This window comes from Kitasatospora sp. NPDC001159, from assembly GCF_053598235.1.
On sequence record NZ_JBSFJV010000008.1, the window covers coordinates 73,551 to 97,545 of the forward strand.

General features: G+C 72.8%; 24 protein-coding genes and 2 pseudogenes. 13 read left to right on the forward strand and 13 right to left on the reverse strand.

Going from position 1 to position 23,995, the window contains the following annotated elements; genetic code table 11:
* Positions 1-65 precede the first annotated feature (65 nt).
* From ACWC9T_RS06700 to ACWC9T_RS06710, 3 genes and pseudogenes are all read right to left on the reverse strand, one after another.
* Positions 66-412 (reverse strand): annotated as a pseudogene (locus ACWC9T_RS06700) (FAD-dependent oxidoreductase); the annotation flags it as partial.
* Positions 413-441: 29 nt separating this feature from the next.
* Entirely contained in the window at positions 442-939 is a 498-nt protein-coding gene (locus ACWC9T_RS06705) for a flavoprotein (protein ID WP_449819969.1), read from the reverse strand.
* Between the two features lie 290 nt (positions 940-1,229).
* Positions 1,230-2,192, reverse strand: coding sequence for an FAD-dependent oxidoreductase (locus ACWC9T_RS06710; protein WP_449819970.1), 963 nt, complete (start codon positions 2,190-2,192; stop codon positions 1,230-1,232).
* Between the two features lie 149 nt (positions 2,193-2,341).
* On the opposite strand from ACWC9T_RS06710, the gene ACWC9T_RS06715 reads away from it, so the two are divergent.
* Complete coding sequence (locus ACWC9T_RS06715) at positions 2,342-3,244, forward strand: LysR family transcriptional regulator (RefSeq protein WP_449819971.1); 903 nt, start codon at positions 2,342-2,344, stop codon at positions 3,242-3,244.
* A 63-nt stretch (positions 3,245-3,307) separates the two neighbouring features.
* Here ACWC9T_RS06715 and ACWC9T_RS06720 read toward each other — a convergent pair whose 3' ends face one another.
* Positions 3,308-3,793 (reverse strand): cysteine/serine endopeptidase inhibitor, encoded by a 486-nt coding sequence (locus ACWC9T_RS06720; protein ID WP_449819972.1) that lies wholly within the window; start codon positions 3,791-3,793, stop codon positions 3,308-3,310.
* A gap of 284 nt (positions 3,794-4,077) precedes the next feature.
* Here ACWC9T_RS06720 and ACWC9T_RS06725 point away from each other — a divergent pair, with 284 nt between their 5' ends.
* The 3 genes from ACWC9T_RS06725 (at position 4,078) to ACWC9T_RS06735 (ending at position 5,474) form a co-directional block, all read left to right on the forward strand.
* Positions 4,078-4,266, forward strand: a complete 189-nt coding sequence (locus ACWC9T_RS06725) for a hypothetical protein (RefSeq protein WP_449819973.1) — start codon at positions 4,078-4,080, stop codon at positions 4,264-4,266.
* A gap of 123 nt (positions 4,267-4,389) precedes the next feature.
* The gene (locus ACWC9T_RS06730; protein WP_449819974.1) at positions 4,390-5,043 is read left to right on the forward strand and encodes a 4'-phosphopantetheinyl transferase family protein; all 654 of its coding nucleotides are present in this window, start codon (positions 4,390-4,392) and stop codon (positions 5,041-5,043) included.
* A gap of 47 nt (positions 5,044-5,090) precedes the next feature.
* The gene (locus ACWC9T_RS06735) at positions 5,091-5,474 is read left to right on the forward strand and encodes a barstar family protein (protein WP_449819975.1); all 384 of its coding nucleotides are present in this window, start codon (positions 5,091-5,093) and stop codon (positions 5,472-5,474) included.
* 64 nt (positions 5,475-5,538) lie between these two features.
* On the opposite strand, the gene ACWC9T_RS06740 is transcribed toward ACWC9T_RS06735, so the two are convergent.
* Positions 5,539-6,465 (reverse strand): polysaccharide deacetylase family protein, encoded by a 927-nt coding sequence (locus ACWC9T_RS06740; RefSeq protein ID WP_449819976.1) that lies wholly within the window; start codon positions 6,463-6,465, stop codon positions 5,539-5,541.
* 193 nt (positions 6,466-6,658) lie between these two features.
* On the opposite strand from ACWC9T_RS06740, the pseudogene ACWC9T_RS06745 reads away from it, so the two are divergent.
* Both ACWC9T_RS06745 and ACWC9T_RS06750 read left to right on the forward strand, forming a co-directional pair.
* A pseudogene (locus ACWC9T_RS06745) lies at positions 6,659-8,241 on the forward strand (CehA/McbA family metallohydrolase).
* A 204-nt stretch (positions 8,242-8,445) separates the two neighbouring features.
* The gene (locus tag ACWC9T_RS06750) at positions 8,446-8,940 is read left to right on the forward strand and encodes a hypothetical protein (RefSeq protein WP_449819977.1); all 495 of its coding nucleotides are present in this window, start codon (positions 8,446-8,448) and stop codon (positions 8,938-8,940) included.
* 15 nt (positions 8,941-8,955) lie between these two features.
* Here the strand turns inward: ACWC9T_RS06750 and ACWC9T_RS06755 are convergent, their stop codons facing one another.
* Positions 8,956-9,465, reverse strand: a complete 510-nt coding sequence (locus ACWC9T_RS06755; RefSeq protein WP_449819978.1) for a DinB family protein — start codon at positions 9,463-9,465, stop codon at positions 8,956-8,958.
* Positions 9,466-9,739: 274 nt separating this feature from the next.
* Between ACWC9T_RS06755 and ACWC9T_RS06760 the strand changes: the two genes are divergently transcribed.
* The gene (locus ACWC9T_RS06760) at positions 9,740-10,552 is read left to right on the forward strand and encodes a class I SAM-dependent methyltransferase (RefSeq protein ID WP_449819979.1); all 813 of its coding nucleotides are present in this window, start codon (positions 9,740-9,742) and stop codon (positions 10,550-10,552) included.
* A gap of 203 nt (positions 10,553-10,755) precedes the next feature.
* Here the strand turns inward: ACWC9T_RS06760 and ACWC9T_RS06765 are convergent, their stop codons facing one another.
* Positions 10,756-12,057 (reverse strand): MFS transporter, encoded by a 1,302-nt coding sequence (locus ACWC9T_RS06765; RefSeq protein ID WP_449819980.1) that lies wholly within the window; start codon positions 12,055-12,057, stop codon positions 10,756-10,758.
* A 577-nt stretch (positions 12,058-12,634) separates the two neighbouring features.
* Here ACWC9T_RS06765 and ACWC9T_RS06770 point away from each other — a divergent pair.
* On the forward strand, positions 12,635-13,465 hold the full coding sequence (locus ACWC9T_RS06770) for an aminoglycoside N(3)-acetyltransferase (protein ID WP_449819981.1): 831 nt from the start codon (positions 12,635-12,637) through the stop codon (positions 13,463-13,465).
* 52 nt (positions 13,466-13,517) lie between these two features.
* On the opposite strand, the gene ACWC9T_RS06775 is transcribed toward ACWC9T_RS06770, so the two are convergent.
* The 5 genes from ACWC9T_RS06775 to ACWC9T_RS06795 form a co-directional block, all read right to left on the reverse strand.
* A complete protein-coding gene (locus ACWC9T_RS06775) occupies positions 13,518-15,044 on the reverse strand; it encodes a M1 family metallopeptidase (protein WP_449819982.1) in 1,527 nt (508 codons plus the stop codon).
* A gap of 184 nt (positions 15,045-15,228) precedes the next feature.
* On the reverse strand, positions 15,229-16,101 hold the full coding sequence (locus tag ACWC9T_RS06780; protein ID WP_449819983.1) for a sulfurtransferase: 873 nt from the start codon (positions 16,099-16,101) through the stop codon (positions 15,229-15,231).
* 191 nt (positions 16,102-16,292) lie between these two features.
* Positions 16,293-17,375 carry a class I SAM-dependent methyltransferase gene (locus ACWC9T_RS06785; protein ID WP_449819984.1) on the reverse strand — a complete coding sequence of 361 codons (1,083 nt, stop codon included), beginning with the start codon at positions 17,373-17,375 and terminating at the stop codon, positions 16,293-16,295.
* A gap of 162 nt (positions 17,376-17,537) precedes the next feature.
* Complete coding sequence (locus ACWC9T_RS06790) at positions 17,538-17,870, reverse strand: hypothetical protein (RefSeq protein WP_449819985.1); 333 nt, start codon at positions 17,868-17,870, stop codon at positions 17,538-17,540.
* 188 nt (positions 17,871-18,058) lie between these two features.
* Complete coding sequence (locus tag ACWC9T_RS06795) at positions 18,059-18,862, reverse strand: polysaccharide deacetylase family protein (protein ID WP_449819986.1); 804 nt, start codon at positions 18,860-18,862, stop codon at positions 18,059-18,061.
* Between the two features lie 266 nt (positions 18,863-19,128).
* Here ACWC9T_RS06795 and ACWC9T_RS06800 point away from each other — a divergent pair, with 266 nt between their 5' ends.
* Entirely contained in the window at positions 19,129-19,989 is an 861-nt protein-coding gene (locus tag ACWC9T_RS06800; protein ID WP_449819987.1) for an SAM-dependent methyltransferase, read from the forward strand.
* A gap of 44 nt (positions 19,990-20,033) precedes the next feature.
* Here the strand turns inward: ACWC9T_RS06800 and ACWC9T_RS06805 are convergent, their stop codons facing one another.
* Complete coding sequence (locus tag ACWC9T_RS06805; RefSeq protein WP_449819988.1) at positions 20,034-20,903, reverse strand: Fpg/Nei family DNA glycosylase; 870 nt, start codon at positions 20,901-20,903, stop codon at positions 20,034-20,036.
* Between the two features lie 281 nt (positions 20,904-21,184).
* Between ACWC9T_RS06805 and ACWC9T_RS06810 the strand changes: the two genes are divergently transcribed.
* The 4 genes from ACWC9T_RS06810 to ACWC9T_RS06825 all read left to right on the forward strand — a co-directional run bounded on the left by ACWC9T_RS06810 (position 21,185) and on the right by ACWC9T_RS06825 (position 23,934).
* A complete protein-coding gene (locus tag ACWC9T_RS06810) occupies positions 21,185-21,658 on the forward strand; it encodes an SRPBCC family protein (protein WP_449819989.1) in 474 nt (157 codons plus the stop codon).
* A gap of 98 nt (positions 21,659-21,756) precedes the next feature.
* Positions 21,757-22,419: a hypothetical protein gene (locus ACWC9T_RS06815; protein ID WP_449819990.1), complete on the forward strand. Its 663-nt coding sequence runs from the start codon at positions 21,757-21,759 to the stop codon at positions 22,417-22,419.
* A 106-nt stretch (positions 22,420-22,525) separates the two neighbouring features.
* Complete coding sequence (locus ACWC9T_RS06820; protein WP_449819991.1) at positions 22,526-23,320, forward strand: DsbA family protein; 795 nt, start codon at positions 22,526-22,528, stop codon at positions 23,318-23,320.
* Positions 23,317-23,934, forward strand: coding sequence for a vitamin K epoxide reductase family protein (locus ACWC9T_RS06825; protein ID WP_449819992.1), 618 nt, complete (start codon positions 23,317-23,319; stop codon positions 23,932-23,934). The genes ACWC9T_RS06820 and ACWC9T_RS06825 overlap by 4 nt, the downstream gene beginning before the upstream one ends.
* The last annotated feature ends 61 nt before the right edge of the window (positions 23,935-23,995 follow it).

Consider the following 23,995-nt stretch of genomic DNA (forward strand, 5'->3'; position numbering starts at 1 on the left):
CAACGGTGTGCGGCTCACGGCGGACCGTACGGCAGCCCAGCCGCACGCATCCGCCGAACGGCCCGTCAGATTCGCCCGGAGACCAGGTCCGCCGCCCTGGCGATCGGCGAGGTGGTGGCCCGCCCGGACGCCTCCTGCCGGCCAGCCGCGTGGTGGGCGGCGTACACCGCGGGCACCCCGAGCCAGCACAGCGGCTCCGGCTCCCAGCGGCGCACGGTGTGGCCCACCCGGGGCAACCGGGTCAGCTCGGTGTCCCCGCCCAGCACGAGGTCACGCAGGGTGCGTCCGGCGAGGTTGGCGGTGGTGACCCCGCTCCCGACGTACCCGCCCGCCCAGCCGAGCCCGCTCACCCGGTCCAGCTCCACGGTGGCGCACCGGTGCCGGGGACGCCGAGCACGCCCGCCCAGGAATGGCAGGATCCCTGCCGGGCCAGCCGCCCTGTCAGCCCTCCAGCAGGTCGAGCACCCGCGTCCAGGTGTACGCCTCGGGAGCGTTGTCCACAAAACGCACCCCCATCCCCTGAAGCCGGACCAGGCTCTCCACGTACGCCGGATGCTTCGCCAGCGCCTCGTTGACGCGCGGCTGCACGGCCGTCAGAGTGCCCCGCCCGTACGCCTCGCAGAGGATGCCGAGCGCGAGTGTGTCAGCAATGCCGGCGGCCCACTTGTTGATCGTGTTGAAGGTCGCCGGAGCGACAACGATCGCGTCCGCGTCCGGCAGCGGCCGGTCATCCCCCGGCTTCCGCCAGGCCGAGCGGATCACATACCCCGTCTGCGCCTCGATCGCGGCGGAGTCCATGAACCCCATGGCCAGCGGAGTCGCCACCACGCCGACCTCCCACCCCCGCCCCTGCGCCGCGGAGATCAACTCCCCCACCCCGTCAGCCACTCCCGCCGCGCACACGACGACGTACAACATCGGCTTCTTCGCCTCGGACATCTTCCGGACTCCCCTCTCACCACCGGCAGACCATCGTCCCCCAGAGCGCGGTCACCACCACCAGGCCGGGCACGGAGACCCCACACGCTAGCCACACCCGCACCGGGTCGCTGATCCGCCCTCGTCGCTCACTGCTTCGCCACCGGCAGGTCCGCATGCACGACCTTCCCGAAGGGCTCCACACCCCGGGACCTTCCCGGCGGCGCGGCCAGGGCCAACGAACCGTCAGATAGGCCCAGCAGCCGGCGCGCTCGGGTGATCCGGCGGCCGCACCCGTACCCGTACCCGCCTCAGCCCACCGCCGCCGCGGCCAGTTCCGCCGCAGCGTCCGCACACCCCCAGCTGAGCGTCACCCCCGCGCCGCCGTGGCCGTAGTTGTGCACGACCGCCGCACCGCCGGCACCGGCCGTCTCGGCCTCCAGCCGGACCCCGCCCCGGCGATCGGGCCTCAGTCCCACCGGATGGCCGATGATCTCGGCCTCGCGCAGTTCGGGGACGTGCACCGCGCACCTGGCGAGGATCGCCTCGGCCGTCAACGGGTCCGACCCGAGCCCCCAGTCCTCCTCCTCGAAGGTGCCGCCCAGCACGACGTCCCTGCTCCGGGGATGGACGTAGGTGTACCCGGCCGGGTCGTCCTGGATCCGCAGGGAGGCCCGCAGCCCTGGATTGCGCACCAGGACGAGCTGTCCGCGCACCGGCCGCATCTCCCGGTCGTCGCACAGCTGCCGCGCGCCGAGTCCGCTGGCGTTGACCACGACGGGCGCCCAGGCGCGGGCCTGGTGGAGGGTGTCGAGGCGCCGGTGGACGACGTCACCACCGTTGTCCAGGAAGCGGCCGAGCAGCCAGGGCAGGTAGAGCGGCATCTCCGCCGTCGGGGCGGTGAACCGCCAGCCGTCCGCGTACGCCGGGGCGAGTTCGGCCGGCTCCAGGCGACGCAGGTCCGGGACGGCGGCCGCCCACCAGGGCAGGGCCTCCGGCTGCCGCCGGTGCGCCGGCATCCAGGTGTCGCGCATGACGACGCCGGGTGCGCCGTCGTCGGCCTGGCGGGCGAGTTCGGCGTAGGTCGCCGCGGACCAGCCCGCGACCCGGTCGCCCGCCGCCACACCGACCGGGTACCAGACCGCCGCCGCCACGGCCGAGGTCGTCGACAACAGTCCGTCCGCCGTCACCACGACGACCTCCAGCCCCTTCTCCTGCAGACGCAGCGCTGTGGTGAGCCCGATGACCCCGCTGCCGATCACGACGACGTCCACACCGATCCACTCCTCCCGGGGTGCCGCCGCACGCCGACCGCGGCGGCTGGAACCAGGAAAGCGGGACGGACCGGGGGGCGTCCAAGACCAGTTCTGTCGGGTGGCGATAAGCCGGCCCTATCGCCCGTCGGCGCCCCTATCATCGGCCGGTGGACCTTCGCCGAATGCGCTACTTCTCGGTACTGGCCGAGGAGTTGAACTTCACCCGGGCGGCCCGCCGACTACGCGTGGCCCAGCCGGCGCTCAGCCAACAGATCATGGCCCTGGAACGGCAGCTGGGCGTGCGACTGGTCGAGCGCACCAGCAAGGGGTGCACGCTGACCCCGATCGGCAACGCGGTCGCCGAGGAGACCCGGCAGGTGATGCGTCAGATGGCCGAGGCCGACCGGCGGATCAAGGCCGTGGTCGAGGGTCGGCAGGGCAGCCTCCGGGTGGCGTACACCCGCTCCGCGCGCGGCGGTGTCTGCGACACCCTGATGACCGAGTTCCGCGAGCGGTACCCCCAGGTGGACATCACCCTGCAGACCGGCTGGACGGCCCACAACGTGGCCGAACTCCTCGCGGGGCGGCTGGACGCGGCCTTCGTCCGACCTCCGCTGGACATCCCCGAACTGTCCTGCCGCGTCATCGCCGAGGAGGAGCTGCTGCTGGCGGTGCCGACCGATCACCCGCTCGCCGCCGCCCGCGCCAGGGTCAGCCGGAGCCGCATCCGCGACGAACCGGTGGTGCTGTGGCCGCGCGAGAACGGCCCCGGGATGCACGCGTCCATCACCGGCCAGCTGTGGCCTGACGGGCCGCCCCGGATCGTGCGCGAGGAGCCGGACGACGAGCAGTTGCTGCTGGCCGTGGCGGCCGGCTACGGCATCGCGCCCATTCCCGAGGGGCGGGCCCGGGTCTTCCGGATACCCGGCGTCTGCCTGCGCAGGCTGACCCGCCCGGTTCCCAGCGTCACCCTGGGACTGGCCCACAACCCGCGGACGGCGTCCCCGGCGGTCCAACTGCTGCTCGCCATGGCACCTCAGAACCCTGTGGCCACCACCGCACGGCGGTGAGCCCGCCCCCGCACACCGGCAGGGACGGGCACCGCGGCGCCGGGAGCCCCCGGGTCAGCGGCCTCAGCCGATGGTCGAGCCGGTGATCGGCTCGGACAGCTCGACGGTCTTGCCGTTCGTACCGGCCTTGACGAACTGCCAGGTGAGGCCGTTGATCACGCCCTTGTCGAGCGGGGCCAGCTTGGCGAAGGCGGGCTGGCTGAGGTCGATGTGGGTGGAGTCGCAGGAGGGACACTGGTCCTTCACCGGGACGGTGACGGTCTTGCCCTGGTACGTCACCTTGACCGAAATTCCCTTGCAGAGCGGGTCGTTGTTGGGGTTGGCGGAGGTCCACCAGGTGTGCGGGACGGCGACCAGCATCTGCGTGGACGCGTTGATCTGGGTGCCGCAGGCGCCGTAGCCGGCGTCGGTGTAGTAGGTGGCCTTGCCGGTCATGGGCTTGTTGATCGGTATCGCGGCGCTGGCGGAGCCGGCCGTGAGGGCGATGAGAGCTGCGGCGGCGAGCGGGGCGCCCGCGAGGATCCTGAGGTTCTTGCCGATGGCGCGCATGGTTCGTTCCCTCCGGTTCGATGAGACCTTGAGTAGCCATGGGCATGACAATCGCAAGTCGCCCATTTCGCAGCGCAGTTCGACGAACCACCCGCCCCAGCGGCCACCCGGGTAAAAGGAACGTATGCGCCCCGCCTCGGGATGGTCCAGACCTCTCTACTGTTGTCATGAACACAAGGCAAGAAGCTTTACTCATGCGACCGAAGGAGCGAAGATACGTGCCCGCCGTGCCGTGCGGCGTGTTGACAGGGCGTCACCCCCGCTGGCGCCGGAGGCCATGTCACATGCGCACCGCACTCGCCGCGCTGCTCCTCGCAGTCGTCCTGAGCCCGGCGATCGCCGCGCCCTCGATCGCCGCGCCCCGCGAGGTGAACCAGGGCTACAGCACCCCGGTCGGCGGCGTGACCGACCTCGGCACACTGCCCGCGCTCGGCAGCCCCGGGCTGGACTTCGCCCGGCTGCTCGGCCAGTAGCCCGGGCCCAAGTCACCGATACGGACAGCCTCGGTTCGCCAAGACCACGGACCGGGGCCGCCCACCCGGGTTACGCTCGTCCCGCGCGGCGCCCGCCCGCGCGACCGACCGAGGGGGGAACGCGTGATCGGGGACCTGCTGCCGGACGTCGTGGTGACCGAGGTGGCCTACGACGACCCGCCGGAGGCCCGGCTGGAGCCGGCCGAGGAGGCGGTCGTCGCCAAGGCCGTCGACAAGCGCCGCCGCGAGTTCACCACCGTGCGCCACTGCGCCCGCGCCGCCCTGGCCCGGCTCGGCGTCCCGTACCGCCCGCTCGTCCCGGGCCTGCGCGGCGCCCCGAGCTGGCCGGACGGCGTGACCGGCAGCCTCACCCACTGCGACGGCTTCCGCGCCGCCGCCGTCGCCCGGGCAGGCACTCTCGCCTCCGTCGGCATCGACGCCGAGCCCGCGCTGCCGCTCCCGGAGGGCGTGCTCGACGCCATCGCCCTGCCGGTCGAGCAGCAGCGGCTGACGAAGCTCGCCGCCGAGCACCCGGGCACCCCGTGGGACCGGATCCTGTTCAGCGCCAAGGAGTCGGTCTACAAGGCCTGGTTCCCGCTGACCGAATTGTGGCTGGACTTCCACGAGGCCGAGCTCGACCTCTCCCCCGACGGCACCTTCTCCGCCCGGCTGCTGGTCCCCGGCCCGATGGTCGGCGGCCGCCGGATCGAGGGCTTCGACGGCCGCTGGGCGGTCCGCGACGGGCTGCTCGCCACCGCGATCGCCGTCGAGCCGTAACCCGTGCGTCGCCGGCCCGTGCGCCTCCCGGGCATATCCTCGACCCCGTGACGGTGACTTATGTGATCGACGGCAGCAGGATCGGCAACCTGGACGACTTCTGGGACGTGGTCGGCCGGGAGATGGGCGTGGACGGCTACTTCGGCCGCAACCTCGACGCCTTCGCCGACTGCCTGCGCGGCGGCTACGGCACACCCGAGGACGGCGACTACGTCATCGAGTGGCGCGACCACGAGGTCTCCCGCCACAACCTCGGTTACCCGGAGACGGTCCGCCAGCTGGAGCTGCGGCTCACCCGCTGCCACCCCGCCAACCGCGAGCACGTCGGCGCCGAGCTGTCCGCCGCCCGGGCGGGCAAGGGGCCGACGGTCTTCGACTGGCTGGTGCGGATCATCGAGGAAGAGCACCCGGACGGCCTCCGCCTGGCGTAAGCCGCAGGGCCGACACTCCCCGCCGGGCTCGCACCGAGTCCCGCTCACCGGACAGCCGACAGCCTCACATCACGTCGGACAGCCGGACGAACCGCCGCCCGGACCCGAGCAGCCCCGGCACCGCCGCCGCCACCCCGGCGGCGGTGCCGCCGCCCGGGCGGTTCATGTGGCCGATGACGATCGCCCCGGGCGGAGCCGACGCCACCTCCCGCCGCACCTCGGCGGCGCTGAGCGTGGCCCCGCCGTCCCCGTTCACGGTGAAGCCCGCGACGCGTTCGCCCAGGTCGGCGACCACCCGGGCGGCGACGTCGTCGTAGTGCGCGGTGCCGGAGCGGAAGAACCGGGGCGGGTGCCCGAGCAGCCCGGCCAGCTTGTGGGCGTTTCCCACGACCTCGTCGTACACCTCGCCGACGTCGCCCGTGCCGGCGATCCCGTAGGCGGACCGGCCGGTGACCGAGAGCGGGCGGTGCACGGTGCCGTGGTTGCCGATCTCGAACAGCGGATCGGCGGCGAGCTGCTCGAACACGTCCGTGTTGGCGTCGATCCAGCGGGCGTTCAGGAAGAGCGTGGCCGGGACGCCGCGATCGCGCAGCAAGTCGATCAGCTCGGCGTCGTAGCCGTTCCCGCCGGGGCCGCCGCAGGCGTCGAAGGTCAGCGCCATGGCGGCCCCGCCCTCGGGCAGTGAGGTCATCACCCCGGCGACCTCCAGGCCCCAGTCGCTCGAGGCCCTGTCGCCGTAGCGCTGAACCACCTCGGCCCGGGTCGGCTCCCGGGCCGCCGCAGGAGCGGCGGGCGCGGCGGAGGCAGTCGCGGACGGCCCGGCAGACGGCGTGGCTGAGGGCGTGACCGGCGGCGTCGCGGACGGCGAGGCCGCAGCGGAGACTGTCGGCGAGGCCGATCCGCCCTCCTCGGCGACCCGCTTGGTCCGGCACCCCGCCAGCGCGCCACCGACCGCCGCCGCCGCCAACAGCGCCCGCCGACTCAGTGCCACACCAGCCTCCCGACCCGTCATCACGTGTCACAGACTACGAACCGACCAAGCGTCACTCCCCGCAACTCGCCCGCGCCTGCGCCCGGGCCCCTTTCACCGGCCCGCCCCACCCCGGTGGGCTCCGCCTCACCCCGGGTTCACCACCCGGGGTAGGCGAGCCAGCGGATCCGCCGACCCCAGCCCGGAGGCCCCGATGCCCGCCGAACCGACCGAACCGCCCCAGCCGAAGCAGTCCGGACAACCGGCCCACCCCGCCCGCCGCGACCTGCTCCGCACCGGCCTCGCCACCGGCGCCGCCACCGCCCTAGGTCTCGCCGCCACCGGGGCGGCGGCGGCCGCCGCGGGGCAGGCCGACCGGACCCTCACCCTCACCGGCCACCTCCCCACCGGTGCCCCCGACTTCGTCTACCTCCCGGTCGAAGTCCCCGACGGCGTCCGTGAGATCGCGGTCTCCTACGGCTCGACAAGCCGCAGGTCCCGGCCGGCACTCCCGGAAACTCCTGCGACATCGGCATCTTCGACGAGCGCGGCACCGACCTCGGCGGTGACGGCTTCCGCGGCTGGTCCGGCGGCTTCCGCACCGAGTTCGCGATCGCCCGCGACACCGCAACCCCCGGCTACCTCCCCGGCCCGATCAACCCGGGCACCTGGCACGTCGTCCTCGGCCCGTACCAGATCGCCCCGCAGGGCCTGGACTACCGGCTCCAGGTGATCCTCCGATTCGGCGCCCCCAGCCCGGAGTTCACCCCGCACTACCCGCCGGAGCGGGCCCGCGGCCGCGGCCGGGCCTGGTACCGGGGCGACTGCCACCTGCACACCGTCCACTCCGACGGTCGGTGCCCGCCCGAGGAGGTGGCCGCCGGGGCCCGCGCGGCCGGCCTGGACTTCATCGTCTCCACCGACCACAACACCAGTTCCTCGCACGCCGTTTGGGGCCCGCTGACCGGCCCGGACCTGCTGATCCTGCCGGGTGAGGAGATCACCACCCGCAACGGCCACTGGCTGGCCCTGGGCCTGGAGGCCGGACACTTCGTCGACTGGCGCTACCGCTCCCGCGACGAGGAGTACCCGCGCTTCGTCCGCCAGGTACACCGCTCCGGCGGCCTGGTGGTACCCGCGCACCCGTACTGCCCGTACGTCGCCTGCCAGTGGAAGTTCGGCTACGAGCAGGCCGGTGCCGTCGAGGTGTGGAACGGGCCCTGGACGTACGACGACGAGTCGGCCGTGGACACCTGGGGCTCCCAGCTCGCCGTCGCCCTGCGCGGCGGGCGCTCCTGGCTGCCCGCGATGGGCAACAGCGACGCCCACAGCGCCCCCCAGGTGATCGGCTCCCCGCACAACGTCGTCCTCGCCGAGGACCTCACCCGGGACGCGGTCCTGGACGGGCTGCGCGCCGGGCGCAGCTGGCTCGCCGAGTCCGTCACCGTGCGGCTGGACTTCACCGTCACCGGGACCGGCCGCCAGGCCGGCATCGGCGAGGAACTGACCGTCCCGGCCGACGCCCCGTTGGACGTCCGGCTCACCGTCTCCGGGGTGCCCGGCGGTACGGTCCGCTTCCTCACCGACGAGGGGCAGCGGCACCAGGAATCGCTGCCCGCCGACGGCTCCGGCACGGTGGTATGGCGCACCACCGCCTCGCTCGCCGCCTACGTCCGGGCCGAGGTTCGCCACCCGAAGGCGGACGGCACCCCGGGCAGGGGCAACTCGATGGGCGAGGATCTGCCCTGGGGGCCGATGGCGGCGCTCACCAACCCGATCGTGCTGCGCGTCGGGTAGCGCTGACGGCCCGGTCCGCCCCGCCCGCAGGGCGGAGGGGGGACGACTCGGGGCACCCGTTTGGACTAGGTTGATCCCCGAAACGCATCAGTCGTAGGAATGAGGCGGTCGGTTGTCCGCATCCCGGCCGACCGGCTTCTTCGCACTCCGACCGTCTCGTCCCGGCTACCCGTCCGTCCCCGGCCCGCGAAGGGATCAGCAGCTGTGAACCGTACGACCGTAGGTGGGCCGGAGCTCGGGGGCGGCCGGGGCGCCGGGGGAGTCCTGGTCCTCGTCGACCCCACCGGGGCCGGGGGCGGCCGGGTCGCGGGCCTGCTCGCCCGGGAGCTGCACCCGAGCGTCCACCTGCGGACGGACGACTTCCTGCGGGTCATCCGCAACGGCCAGCTCCCGCCGCACCTCCCGGAGGCCGCGCGCCAGAACACCACGGCCTTCGCGGCCGCCGCCCAGGCCGCCTTCGCCTACGCCACCGGCGGCTACCAGGTCATCGTCGAGTGCCCGGCCACCCCGCCGACCCTGGCCACCTTCCGCCGCGAGAGCCGCGCCACCGGCGCCGCCCTCCACTACGTCATCCTCGCGTCCGACCCGTCCTCCCCCACCGCCCCCCACGCCCTCGACACCTCCGCCCTCACCCCCGAAACCACGACCGAATCCATCCTCATCGCCCTCACCACCCGCACCCACCTCCTCGGCTGGTAGGGCGCGGGTCAGCGGCTACGCGCCGACGGTGCCGTCGATGGCCTCGCGCAGGAAGTCGGCGTGCCCGTTGTGCCGGGCGTACTCGTGGATGAGGTGCAGGATCACCAGGCGCAGCGAGACCTCGGCCTCCCAGCGGGGCTGGTAGCCGGTGACGTCGAGGGAGGGGGCGGCGAGTTCGATGCGGCGGGAGTGTTCGACCTCGGCCTGCCAGGCGGCGAAGGCTTCGGCGCGAGTGGCGTCGGCGGCGTCGTACGCCGCCTGGTAGTCACCGTCCTCGGACCAGACCAGCGGGATGTCCTCGCCGTTGATCACCTTGCGGAACCAGGTCCGCTCGACCTCCGCCATGTGGCGGACCAGCCCGAGCAGGCTCAGCGTGGACGGCGGACTGGACTGCTGCCGCAGCTGTTCGTCGGTGAGGCCCTCGCACTTCATCGCGAGGGTCGCCCGGTGGAAGTCCAGGAAGCCGCGCAGCATCTCGCGCTCGCCCCCGGTCAGCGCCGGTACGGGTCGGGTGTCGGTGCTCATCTGGCTCCGCTCCTGTTCGTCGGTGATCACCTGGTAACCCCAGCGGACTGTAGCGAACCGACCGTCCGGTCCGACACTGCGTTTTCCACCGAAGGACGCCGCCGCCCCACCCGCCTGGGCCCCGCCCACCCCGGGCGGCCGCAACTCGACCGGCTGACGCCCGCCCCACCGAACTCCGCCCGTCACGTAACGTGTTCGGACCGCCACCGGTTTGGGTACGTACCTCGGCGCGTCCGACGGACGGGCGCCCATCGAGCAGGAGACCCAGCGGCCCATGGACCACAACCACATCCCCCCGACCGTGCGCCGGACTTACGGCACCGACGATCTGGCCAAGGCTGCCAGCTTCGCAGGCGGATTCATCAATTTCGGCGACTGGCAAGGGATCGACCTCACCGCCCCGACCCCCGAGGACCGGGTGCGCAGCCAGGAGCAGCTCTACCGACGGGTGCTTCGCGCCTTCCCGGAGCCACGCGAGCAGCTGCGCCTGGCCGAGGTCGGCTGCGGCCGCGGCCTCGGCGCGGCCCTCGCCCTACGGGAGTTCCGCTTCGCGGCGGTGACGGGTGTGGACATCCATCCGGACCAGATCGAACGCGCCCGCGCCGTCAACGCCAAGGCCCTGGCCACCTATCCGGACCGGCTCGCCTACATCCTGGGTTCGGCCGACGAACTCCCGTTCCCCGACGCCTCCCTGGACGGCCTGTACTCCGTCGAGGCCGCCCAGCACTTCCGCGAACTCACCAGTTTCGCCCGCGAGGCCGCCCGCGTCCTGCGCCCCGGCGGCCGACTGGTGGTCACCACCTTCTTCACCGCCCCCGGCGCCGATGCAGCCGAGCGCCTCAAGATCCTACTCGCCAGCTTCGCCGACGGCCTGGACGTCGCCCATCCCCTGGACGACTTCACCACCGACCTCGCCGGGGCCGGCTTCACCACCGTCACCACCGAGTCCATCGGCCCGGACGTCTGGCCAGGTCTGGACCGCTACCTCGCCGGCTCCGTCCCACCCGCCCACTGGACCCGCCACTTCCTGACCGCCTGGCGCGACGGCCTCCTCGACTACCACCTCATCACCGCCGACCGCGGCTGACTCGCACCCGCACACCGTCGGCAGCACCCGACCTCGACGCCGCGGGCAGACGACAGGGCCGTGATCGCCAACGGGCCGGGAATGCCGTGGACCAGCCCGCAGTTGAGGTTGCCCAGCGGATAGCTGCGCGCCGACTCCTCGTCGTACGTCAAGGGCGGCTGGGTCTGCCAGGCGGGCGGAGGGCCCTGGGCCAGCACCTCCCCTCATCCGATGCCGGCACCGGCACCGACCGCGACCCGCTCCGGCTCGACCGCCGCCAGCCGCCGCAGGCTCGCCCGGCGCTGCACCGCGCTGAGGCCGGTGGACGCGGCCCCGAGGGCCAGCCAGCCGACCGGGCCGGCCGCCATCACCGCGCTGGTCAGCAGCATCGGCCCCACCGACTTCTGCACCGACTGGGACATCCCCGCCACCCCCAGGTACGAGGCCCGGGCCCGCGGCGGCGCCAGGCTGACCGCCAACTCCCAGGAGCTGACCGAGCGCATCAGCTCGGCCAGGGTGACCAGCGCCGCGGCGGCCAGCAGGGCGATCGAGGCGATCCACGGGCCGCCACCCGTGGAGAGCGCGATCAGCACGCAGGTGGCGAGCAGGATCACCCCGTACCAGCCGACCGCCGTGGTCGCCCCGCGCGACCGCTCGGCCCAGGCGGAGACCCGCAGTTGCAACACCACCACCAGCACGGTGTTGAGGGTCAGGAAGACCGGGACGAGGGCGTGCGGCGCGTCGGTGTGGTGGATCAGCCACAGCGGCAGACCGACGTTGAGGATCGAGTCGTCCAGACACATCGGCAGGTCCAGCAGGACGAACAGCAAGTAGCCGCGGTCCCGCCAGGGGCTCGGCGCGTCCGCCGGCGCACCGCCCGCCGGCCCACCGCCCGCCTCCGCGGGCTCGGGCGCCGCCACCAGCCCGCGGCCGTCCGGCTCCTCGGTGCGCCAGATCATCGCCGCGGCCAGGACGTAGGAGAGCGCGTTGGCCAGGATCAGCGCGCGGTAGGCGGTCGTCGTCCCCACCGCCAGGCCGACCGCCGCGACGCCCGCGCCGACCGCGTACCCGGCGTTGGCCACGCTGCGGAACAGTGCCTGGTAGGTGCCGCGCCGCTCGCCCGCGACCCGGGTGGCGAAGAGCATCTCCAGGGTCTTGGCGCCCCGCTCGGCCAGGCAGGTCAGGGCGACGACCGCCAGCAGCGCGGCGAAGTGGTCGACCACCAGCAGCAGGCCCATGGTCCCCAGCCGCAGCAGGTGGCAGCCGATCAGCAGCCCGCGCACCGGCAGCCGCTCGGCCGCCCGGCCGGCCAGCGGCGATCCGGCTATCCCCGCCACCGCGCCGACCCCGAGCAGCAGACCGAGCCGCCCCGCGTCCATCCCGCAGACGTAGGTGAAGTAGAGCACCGAGGCGGCCGCCCACACCCCGGTCCCGGTCCGGTCCGCACCCTCGGCCAGCAGCATGATCCGCGCGTCCCGCCCGCCCGGCGGCCGCCGCAGCTGCGCCAACAGTCCGTTCCCCCGCATGAACCGGTCCCCCGTTTCGCGATCACATCAATCTCGACATCAAGATACTTCACATCGAGAGAAATTTGGAAGCCGCAGAACCCGGGACCCCTCGATCGACCACGACGCACCGGCCCCTCGACGCCCGGCGGGCGGTACGCCGCACTCTCCCCAGCAGCACCCGCGCTCCCGACGCACCGGCACCGACGTACCGACCGACGCACATCGGAGAGCCATAGGGTGACCACTCGACGAAGTTCCTGCATCCCGAGTACGGCCCGCGCCACCCCGCTCACCCCCTGGACCCGACCCATCTCCCCGGCCAGGAGGCCACCGGCTCCACCGACTGCCCGAAGCTCCCGCACACCGTCTGACCAAACCGGTTGACACCGGGCCCTAGCCTGGAGCCCATGCGGATCCTCGTCCGCGGCGGCGGCCCGCTGACCTGCGACGCGGCCGCCAGCTGACGGAGGGTGCCACCCTCCTGACCGATTGTCAGTGCCACCGGCTATGGTCGGGCGCGAATGATCGGACCAGCTCCAACGGCGCCCTGACCGGCGCCGGAACCACCAGCGACACCGTCACCCCAGGGGGACCCATGACCACACCGGGCACCAGCCCGCTCACCACCGCCGACCTCGCGGACGGCTGGCGCCGGGTCGGCGTCCGCGAGGACATGTCGCTGATCGTGCACTCCTCGCTCTCCAGCCTCGGCCGGGTCGAGGGCGGCGCGGAGGCCGTGGTGGCCAGCCTGCGCGAGGCGGTCGGGCCGGGCGGCACCGTCGCGGTGCCCACCTTCACCACCGGCACGGTCTGCGACCCGGCGCCGGACCACGCCGGCCTGCCCACCCCCGAGGTCGCCGAACTCCGGGCCGCCGTCCCGCTGTTCCACCCCGAGCTGCCGTCCCGGATGGGCGCGATAGCCGAGGCGCTGCGCGCCCTGCCGGAGAGCCTCCGCAGCGCCCACCCACAGGCCTCGGTCGCCGCCGTCGGCGCCCACGCCCGGGAGGTCACGGCCCGCCGCTCGCTCGGCTTCGCCGTCGGCCGGGAGTCGCCCTTCGGCGCACTGCACGACCTCGGCGGGTACGTGCTGCTGATCGGCGTCGGACACAACCGCAACACCTTCCTGCACTACGCCGAGACCTTCGCCCCCAACCGCCGGCTCAAGCTGCGCCGCTTCCCGATGGCGATCCAGGGCGAGCGGGTCTGGATCGAGACACCCGACGTGGGCAACGACAACGACACCCACTTCCCGGTCGTGGGGCGGGAGTTCGAGGAGCGGGCCGGCATCCGCGAGGTGCTGGTCGGCAACGCGCCCTGCCGACTGATCCCGGTCCGCGACCTCATACCCTTCGCCGTCCGCCGCCTCACCGAACTGCTGGCGGCCGACGGCCCCGGAGCGGCACGGCGCGGCCGCTCACGTCCATGAGCGACCGGGCCGTACCCGTCATTTCACCGGGCTGCTGAGCACCAGTGCGGCGTCAGCGCTCGGCGTCGTGCAGCGCGGTGCTGTCCTGGATCTTCTTCCAGGACTTCGGCTCCACCGGTAGCTGCCCGTCACCCCGGTCCGCCCCCGGCGCCAGCGAGGCGGCGGCCGCGGTGCCCGCCGGCACCGGCCCGACGGCCGGCTTGGCGGCGGTGAACAGCCAGGTGTTGAAGAGGTCGCCGAGCTTCTGCCCGGAGACCTTCTCCGCGTACGCCTGGAACTCCGGGATGGTCGCGTTGCCGTAGCGGCGCTCGGTGGGCCAGCCCTTGAGGATCTGGAAGAACTTCTCGTCCCCGACGGTGTTGCGCAGCGCCTGGATGGCCACCGCGCCCCGGTCGTACACGGCGCTGGCGAACTGGTTGTCCGGGCCCGGGTCACCCGGCTTGACGGTCCAGAACGGGTCGCCGGCCGGGTGCGAGGCGTAGACGTAGTCGGCCAGCTCCTGCGCGGTGCCCTCGTTCTCGTGCTCGGACCAGAGGAACTGCGCGTACCGGGCGAAGCCCTCGTTCAGCCAGATGTCGCTCCAGCGGGAGAGCGAGACGCTGTCGCCGTACCACTGGTGGGCCAGCTCGTGGACGACCACCGAGGTGTTGGCGCCCTTGGCGAACTGCCGGGGGCTGTAGAAGACCCGGGTCTGGGCCTCCAGGGCGAAGCCGGTCGGGACGTTGGGGACGTAGCCGCCGACCGAGCTGAACGGGTAGTCGCCGAAGATGCCGCTCAGCCAGTCCACCAGCTCACCCGTGCGCTCGACGCTGGCCCGGGCCGCGTCCGCGTTGTCGCCGAGGTCCTTGCTGTACGCGTTGTAGACCGGCAGCCCGCTCGGCGTGGTGTCCGTGCTGATGTCGAACTTGCCGACCGCGAGCGTGGCCAGATACGTCGCCTGGGGCTTGCTCTCCCGCCAGCTGTAGCGGGTCCAGCCGGCCTGCGAGGTGGCGCCGGTCAGGATGCCGTTGCTGATCACCTGGTTGCCGTCCGGCACCTGCACCGAGACGTCGAAGGTGGCCTTGTCGCTCGGGTGGTCGTTGCTCGGGAACCACCACCAGGCCGACTCGGGCTCGCCCGCCGCCACCGCGCCGTCCGGCGTGCGCAGCCAGGCGGTGAAGCCGTACTTCTTCACGGTGGACGGCACGCCCTTGTAGCGCACCACCACGGTGGCCTGGCTGCCCTTGGCCAGCGGCCGGGCCGGGGTGATCTCCAGTTCCTGCTCGCCGCTGGTGGCGAAGGTCGCGGGCCGCCCGTTGACCCGGACCTCCGAGACGTTCAGCGCGAAGTCGAGGTTGAACCGGGACAGGTCCTGGGTCGCCGTGGCGAGGATGGTGGTGGTGCCCTCCAGTTCGTCGGTGGTGGGCTGGTATTTCAGGCGGATGTCGTAGTGCGAGACGCGGTATCCGCCGTTGCCGTAGGTCGGGTAGTAGGAGTCGCCGACCCCGGCTGCGCCGGGTTGGAAGTCGGCGGCGGAGGCGGGGACGGCCAGGAACAGGCTCAGGGCACTGGCAGCAGAGACGATCAGCCTCTTGCGCAACGTGGTCCTCCAGGATCACCGGAACGATGGGTTGGATCGATCCTTGTCCCGGTGGACCGCGGCCCACTCCCCGATCGTGAGATGTTCATGAAAAGAAACACGCCGAAATGACGGCGCCACAGCACCGCCGCACGCCCCACCCGTCACTCACGCCCCACAGCCGCCCCACCCGAACGGCGGCGCACTACGCCCCCAGCGCCACCGGCGCCCGGACCAGCGAGCCGTACTCCGTCCACGAGCCGTCGTAGTTCTTCACGTGCGGGTACCCCAGCAGCTCGGTGAGCGCGAACCAGGTGTGCGCCGACCGCTCGCCGATCCGGCAGTAGGCGATCACCTCGCGCTCCGCCTCCACGCCCTTGCCCCCGTACAGCGCCCGCAGCTCCTCCGCCGACCGGAACGACCCGTCGTCGTTGGCCGCCTGCGACCAGGGCACGTTCACCGCCCCCGGGATGTGCCCGGGCACCTGGGCCTGTTCCTGCGGCAGGTGCGGAGGCGCGATCAGCTCGCCCCGGAACTCCGCCGGGGAGCGGACGTCCACCAGCACCGCGTCCGCGCCCGGCTTGGCGAACACCTCGGCCTTGGCCAGTACCTCGTCCCGCAGCGCCCGCAGCTCGGGGCGCTCCGGCCCGGTCAGCCGGTAGCCGGTGTGCTGGTAGTCCATCACTTCCCGGGTGAGCTCCCGCCCCTCCAGCTCCCACTTCTTGCGCCCGCCGTCCAGAAGCCGCACCGGCCCGAAGCCGCGCAGTCGCAGCAGCCAGTAGGCGTACGCGGCGAACCAGTTGTTGTTGCCGCCGTACAGCACCACGGTGGTGTCGTCCTCCACCCCGGCCGCCCGCAGCAGGTGCTGGACGCCCTCGCGGTCGACGTAGTCCCGGCCGACCTGGCTGTGCAGGTCGGTGGTCCAGTTCCAGCCGACCGCGCCGGGGATGTGGTCCCGGTCGTAGGCGGTGGTGTCCTCGTCCACCTCGACGATCCGGATCGTCCCGTCGTCCAGGTGGTGGGCCAGCCACTCGGTGCGGACCAGCGCCTCGGGGTGTGCGTAACCGTTGCCGGTCATCCCAGGCCCTCCTTCGCTCTGCCCAGGCTGCGGCGCCCGACCACGGGCACTGACGGGCCGCACTGGGCACGGCGGGGCGCCGGCGACCGGGCCGGACAGTTCGAAGCTACGCCGACCGCCCGACCGCGGCCACCCCGCCACCCGGCCCGCCCCCGGCCACCCCCGGCCCAACCGGAACCGGGACGGTCCGCTCAGCCGCCCGCCGCACCGTCCGGCCGCGCCACGTAGTACAGGTTCAGCACGTCATTCTCGACGCGCTTCACGTCCACCGACCGGAACCCGGCCTCCGCCAGCATCCGCCGGGCCGTCTGCTCGCCCCAGACGGTCCCGAGCCCCTCGCCGCCCTCGCCGAGCGAGACCGGCATGCAGTAGAAGGTCGAGAAGGTGTACAGCGCGGGCGCCAGCGGATGGTCGATGTTCTCCTCCAGCTTGCTGCTGGCCGAGATGTCGCCCATCAGGAAGACGCCGTCGGGCCGCAGCGCGCCCGCGATCGCTGCCAGCGTGCGGGTCGGCCGGGCCAGGTCGTGGATCACGTCGAAGGCGGTCACCAGGTCGTACCGGCCGGTCAGCTCGGCGGAGTCGGCGACTTCGAACCAGGCGTTGTGGAGGCCGAGGCCGGTCGCCGATTCGCGGGCGGCGGCGACGCCCTCGGCGGAGATGTCGATGCCGGTGAACCGGCTCTCGGGGAAGGCCCTGGCGAGCACGGTGACGGCGTGCCCCTGCCCGGTGCCGACGTCCAGCGCGTCGATCCCGGCCCGCAGCCGCTCGGTCAGCCCGGGCGCGAGCGGCACGATCGCGTCCACCAGCGCCTGGTCGTACACCTGGGCGGTCTCCTCCGCCTGCAGCCGCCGGAAGCGCGGGTACGCCGAGTACGGCATTCCGCCGCCGGTGCGGAAGTGGCCGAGCAGCTCCTGCTCGACCTCACCCATCATGGCGAGGAACGGCATCATGCCCGCCATGTTCTCCGGGCCGGCCGCTCTGGTCAGTGACGCCGCGTGCTCGGGCGGCAGCGAGTAGGTGCGCTGCCCCGGGTCGTACTCGACGAACCCGGCGACCACCATGCCGCCCAGCCACTCGCGCACGTAGCGCTCGTTCAACCCGGCGGCGCGTGCGATCTCCTCGCTGGTCGACGGCGCGAGCCCGGCCATCACGTCGAAGAGCCCGGTCTGGTGCCCGATGCTGGTCAGGAGTCCCAGGCAGGCATCGTTCAGAACTTCCACCACGCGTCCGGCGAAGTCCTCCTGTTTCCCCACATCCAGTTCCGGTACGGACATCGCTCCTCCTCCGTGGCCGGGACGGCGTCCCCCTCCCTGTCACGCTACGCGCATGCCGTCCTGGCGGGCAGCTCGACGGTTCCAGGCCGTCGCCGAACCGCCCCGCGCGTCGCCGGCCCGGGTCGGAGAAGGGGGCGGCCGGATCGGAGAGGGGTCCGAGGGTCAGGAGAAGACCACGGAGCGCAGCTTCAGTCGGTCGCCGAGCCTCTTGCCGGGGTTCATCACGTAGAAGACGTCACCCGAGCAGGCGAAGTCGAGGAACACCGTCGCCGTGGAGTTGGTGAAGTTCTCCGGAGCGAAGCCCGGGTCCTGTTCAGTGGTGAACGGAAGGTCGATGCACTTGCCGCTCCCCGGGTCGGCGATCCCGGCCGGAACGCCCGGGAACGGGCCGACCTTGTAGAGGAAATCACCGGTGGCGGCGTTGGCGGACATCGGAACGGCGAGGACGAGGGCGACGGCACTGGCGACGGCGAGCGCGGCGTTGCGGAGACGCATGGGTGAGGGCCTTTCAGGTGGTACGCGCGGTACCTGAGGGATTGGTGCGAGATCACCCTAGAGGCCCAGAATCCGCAGAAACGGTTCTCCCAAACCACCCTTTCGAGTGGTTTAGACGGCAAAGCCGCTACCCGCGCCACCGGCCAATGCCTGCCGATATCAGGCGCCCGACAGCCTGAATTCGCATGTCAGTTCGGCGGCGCCGTGAAGAGGTACCCCGAGTCGATCAGCACCGGGAGATACGCCTTCAGCGCCGCCACCGTCTGCGAGCGGTCCCCGCCGCCGTCGTGGTTGAGCACGATCGCCCCGGGCCGGGTGCCCTTGAGGATCCGGTCGGTGATCGCCGAGGTGCCCGGCCGGGCCCAGTCCCGCGGGTCCACCGACCAGGCCATGTTCCGCATCCCGAGGTCGGCGGCCACCTTGAGCGACACCGGCGACCAGTCCCCGCCCGGCGCGCGGAACCAGGTGGGCTGCCGACCGGTGGTCCGGTGCAGCAGGTCGGAGGTGCGCTCCAGTTCGTCCCGGACCGCGTCCTCGGGCATGTGCCGCAGGTCCGGATGGGTCCAGGTGTGGTTGCCGACGTGGTGGCCGCGGTCGGCGATCTCCTTCACCAGGGCCGCGTGCTCGACGACGTTCTCGCCGACCAGGAAGAAGGTCGCCCGGATCCCGTACTGCTGGAGCAGCGCCAGCACGGCCGGCGTGTACCGGGGGTCCGGGCCGTCGTCGATGGTGAGCGCCACCACCCGTCGCCCCGCGTCCAGCTCGTACACCGGCTTGCTCTCCGCGTCGGTGAGCACCCGGCGCACGGGCTCTTCGTCCGCGGCGGCGGACGAAGAGCCGGACGGGGAGGCGGAAGCAGGGGCAGGGGCGGGGGCGGAGGGCGGCGCCGGTGAGGGCACGGCCAAGGGCGAGGCGGCGTCCCCGTCGCTCCAGGGACTCTCGCAGCCGGTGGCCGCACCCAGCAGGGACATCCCGGCGGCGACCAGCAGCAACCTGCGCGAAGTGATCCGAGACGTATTCGGAGCATTAATCTGACGATCAGACAGCATGCTGGATGCTTGCCCCGCGAGTCACCGCCGCTCTCCGAGCGCAACTCCGACGGCCCCGATCACCACTCCGACAGCCCAAGGACGACCTGTCGCACACCCCCGTGCCCGGCGCCGCCCCGACTCTTCCCCGACCGGACGCCCGGCCTCCCGTCAGGGCCGCTACGCTGTGCCTTCCTCAGTGTGATGATCTGCCATCAGAGGACGTGGCCATGACGACAAGTCAGGACTTCCCCCAGCAGGGCCCACAGGACGAGGACCCCGCCGGGCCGAGCCAGTGGGAACGTTTCGGTGTCGACACCACCACCCCGCACTCGGCGCGCGTCTACGACTACTGGCTGGGCGGCAAGACCAACTTCCCGCCGGACCGCGCCATGGGGCAGGCCATCAAGGAGGCCGTGCCGAGCGTCAAGGAGATGGCCAGGGCCAACCGCGCCTTCCAGGGCCGAGCCGTCCGTTACCTGGCCCGGGAGCACGGCATCCGCCAGTTCCTCGACCTCGGCACCGGCATCCCCACCTCGCCGAACACCCATGAGATCGCCGAGGCCGTCAGCCCCGGCACCCGGGTGGTCTACGTCGACAACGACCCGATCGTGCTCGCCCACGCCCGCGCCCTGATGGTCTCCGGCCCGGCCAGCCGCACCACCTACATCCACGCCGACCTGCGCAAGCCCGAGGAGCTGTTCGCCGACCCGGCGCTCACCTCCACCCTGGACCTCACCCAGCCGGTCGGCCTGCTGATGATCGCCGTGCTGATGCTGATCGCCGACGAGGACGACCCGGGGGGCCGCGTCGCCGCGCTGCGCGACGCCCTGCCCGTCGGCAGCGGCATCGCCCTCACCACCCCCACCCCGGACTTCGACCCGGAGGCGGTCGGCAAGGTCGCCGAGGCCGCCCGGGCCGGCGGGATGACCCTGGTGCCGCGCGGCTACGACGACGTGCTCCGCTTCTTCGACGGCTGGGAGCTGGTCGAGCCGGGCGTCGCCCCGGTCCTGGCCTGGCGCCCGGACGGCGAGCCGCCGGCGGACCCGAAGGCGGCGTACTACTGGGGCGGCGTCGCCATCAAGCGCTGAGCTCGCCCGGGCGGGGCGGTCCGCGGACCGTCCCGCCCGGGGTGTCACTTCAGCAACCGCGACAGCCGCCGGTCCGCCAGCGGCTTGCCCCCGGTCTGGCAGGTCGGGCAGTACTGCAGCGAGGAGTCCGAGAAGGACACCTCACGCACGGTGTCCCCGCAGACCGGGCAGGGCTGGCCGGTCCGGCCGTGCACCCGCAGCCCGAGCTTCTTCTCCGCCTTCAGTTCCCCCGCCGCCAGCCCGTGCGAGCGCTCCACCGCGTCGCGCAGCGTGCTGCCGAGCGCCTCGTACAGCCGCGCCGTCTCCTCCTCGGTCAGGCTGGCGGCCAGCTTGTACGGCGACATCCGGGCCGCGTGCAGCACCTCGTCCGAGTAGGCGTTGCCCACGCCCGCCAGCACGCTCTGGTCCCGCAGCACGCCCTTGAGCCGGCGCCGGTCGCCCCGCATCAGGGCGGCGAAGTCGTCGAGCGTGAAGCCCGGGTCCAACGGGTCCGGGCCCAGCCCGGCGACGCCCGGCACCTCGGCCGGATCCTTCACCACATAGACCGCGAGCCCCTTCTTCGTCCCCGCCTCGGTCAGGTCGAAGCCGTCCCCGGCCTCACCCTCCAGCCGCAGCCGCAGCGCCAGCGGGTTCTTCGGGCTCGGGCGCGGCGGCTCGGCGGGCAGGCTGTCCTTCCAGCGCAGCCAGCCGGCCCGGGCGAGGTGGACCACCAGGTGCAGCCCGCCGGCCTCGATGTCCAGGAACTTCCCTCGCCGCTTCACCGGCCCGACCGTCCGCCCCTCCAGCGCCGTCGCCGGCGGGTCGTACGTCTTCAGCGCGCTGACCGCCACCGGCTGCACCCGGGCGATCACCCGCCCGGTCAGCCGCTCGGACAGGAAGGCGCTCAACGCCTCCACCTCGGGCAGCTCCGGCATGCGTCCAGTCTCCCGCACCCCCGCCCCACCCGCCCGCCCCGCGCACCGCCCGGCCCCTTCGCCTCCCCGCCTCTTGCCTCCCCGCCTCGCGCCACCCCCTCCTCCCTCCGTCGGCCGTCCTCCCCGACGCCGCGTCCCCCACCCAGCTCCCCGCTTTGCCTCCCCCTCCCCCGAAGAGCAGGCTGGGACGCGAGGAGGCGCCGCAATGAGCGAGCGCAGCGAGCGAGTCATCGAGGGCGCGCGTTGTGCGAAGCGCCTACCTAGCGCAGCGAGGAGGGCGTATGAGCACGCTTGAGGAACAGATCGACATCGCCGCCCCCGTCCTCGTCGCCTGGGATCAGCTGCACCGGGTGCACGAGTACCCGCAGTTCGTCGACGGCGTCCGCAGCGCCCACCCGCACGGCCGCAACCTCGCGCACCTCGGGGTGCGGGTCGGCGACGCCGAGCTCTCCGTCGACACCGAGATCACCGATCGCGGGCGGGGCCGGGTGATGGCCTGGCGGACGCTGAGCTCCGCCCATCTGAGCGGTGCCTTCGCGCTGCTGCCGCTCGACGCCCGGCGCACCCGGCTGCAGATCCGGGTGGAGTACGACCCGGAGGCGGTGCAGCACGAGTTCGGCGGACCGCGCGGCTTCGCCCAGGCCGGGGCTATCGAGCGGGCGGTGCGCGGGGATCTGGAGCACTTCCGGGAGCTGGTCGAGGCCCGGGTGAGCGCCGCCGACGGCCACCTGCGCGACTCTCACGAGCACCCGTAAGAGTCACATAAGCCCAGCTCAGCAAGGGTGGTGAGGCTCTTCACAGCCCGCCCTCCACCGGACCGTTCCGCGTTCGACCTGTGGCAGACTCGGATGCCATGGACATCGGACGGGTCACCAGGACGCTCCGCGCGGCGGTCTTCGCCGCGCTCGTCGTGCTGCTCGCCGGGCTCGGCCAGGTGCTGGTCACCGGCCGGGCGCTGCCGGTCGGCACGATGTGTCTGGCCTCGGTCGCGGTGTTCGCCGTCGCCTTCGCGCTGGCCGGCCGTGAGCGCGGCTACCCGGCCATCGCGGCGGTGTTCCTGCCGCTGGAGCTGGGAGTCAGCGGGCTGTTCGACCTGGCGCAGAGCACCTGTCCCTCCCTGCCGCCCGGCGCCGCGCACGGCTTCCAGCCGTTGCTGTGCGGCGGTGGCTCGCTCGGCGGGTTCCTGCTCGGCCACGGGGTCTCCCCGCAGACCGGCGTCCTGCTGCTCCTGCTGCTGCACACGGTGATCGCGCTGGCCGGTGCGTTCTGGCTGCGCCGCGCGGACGCGGCGCTGGCCAGCCTCGTCGATGCCGTCCGGGTGCTGGGCGAGTTCCTGCACCGGCACTCCCCGGCGGCCGCCCGCTGGCTGCTGCTGCTGCTCGCCGCGCCCGTCCCGGCCCGGCCGGTGGCGCGGGTGCCGTTCCCCCCGGCCAGCCGCCCGCTGGTCCCGGCCGAGGACGTGGTCGTCCGTCCGGCTGTCCGGCGCGGTCCGCCGGTGTTCGCCCTGGCCGTCTGAGCAGACCCTTCGCTCGGCCGGTCCTCTCTCCCCGGCGCTGACCCTGATCCGTCGCGCCCGCACCTCCGCATGCCCGAGAGCACACGAGAGCACAGGACGACACCTCATGAGCAACACCCGCAACACCGGAAAGAAGACCACCGCCACCGAGCGCATGCACACCGCCCGCGCCCAGGCCGAGCGCTCCGACCGGATCCGCCGCCGGGTGGTGGTCGGCGCCGCCTCCGCCGCCGTGCTCGCCCTCGCGGCGGGCGTGGCCTTCGCCGTCGGCGGCTCCTCCGGCGCCTCGTCGGACGCCGGCGCGAACGGCCCGCTGGTCGTCCCGGCCAACGCGACCGGCACCGACGGCACCGTGATCACCTACGGCAAGGCCGACGCCCCGCACACCCTGGAGGTCTACGAGGACTTCCGCTGCCCGTTCTGCGAGCAGCTGGAGACCACCACCGGCAAGACCGTCCAGCAACTCGCCGACAACGGCACCTACAAGGTCGAGTACCACCTGGCGACGTTCCTGGACAAGAACCTCGGCGGCAAGGGTTCGCGCACCGCGCTGGCCGCCGCCGGCGCCGCGCTCAACGAGGGCGTGGACAAGTTCAAGCAGTTCCACGACGTGCTCTACGCCAACCAGCCGGACGAGCGCAGCGACGCCTTCGGCGACGTCAACCGCATCCTCGACCTGGCCGGCCAGGTGCCGGGCCTGAAGACCGACGCCTTCGTCAAGGCCGTCCAGGACGGCACCTACGCTCCGTGGGCGGCCAAGGTCAACGAGGAGTTCAACAAGAGCGACGTGACCGGCACCCCGACCGTCAGGCTGGACGGCAAGAAGCTGGACGTCCTCACCAACGGCAAGGCCGCCTCCCCCGAGCAGTTCACCGCGCTGGTCAAGCAGGTGACCGGGTGACGGCCGCCGCGCCCGCCGCGCGGACCCACGGCGCGGGCCGTCCGTTCGCGTGGCTGCTGGTGATCGGCGGTGCGGTCGGGCTGTTCGCCTCGACGGTCCTCACCCTGGACAAGATCCGGCTGCTGCAGGACCCGTCGTACGTCCCCAGCTGCAACATCAATCCGATCATCAGCTGCGGCTCGATCATGCGCAGCGACCAGGCGGAGGCCTTCGGCTTCCCCAACTCACTGATCGGCCTGGTCGGCTTCGGGGTCGTCGTCGCGGTCGGCGCCGGGCTGCTCGCCGGGGCGGCGTACCGGCGCTGGTTCTGGCTCGGCCTGCAGGCCGGGACGGTCTTCGGGATCGGCTTCGTGACCTGGCTGATGTACCAGGCGCTGTACCGGATCGGCGCGCTCTGCCCGTACTGCATGGTGGTCTGGGCGGCGATGGTCCCGCTGTTCTGGTACACCACCCTGCACGACCTGCGCAGCGGTGTGATCCCGGTGGGCCGGCGGATGCGGGCGGTGGTCCGGGAGGCCGCGCGCTACCACTGGGTGGTCCCGGCGCTCTGGTACGCGGTGATCGCGCTGCTGATCCTCAACCGGTTCTGGTACTACTGGAGCACCCTGATCTGATTCCCGTTCGCCGCCTCCGTCCTGGTGCCGGGGGCGGCGGCCCCTCCTCGAACGGTCGGGC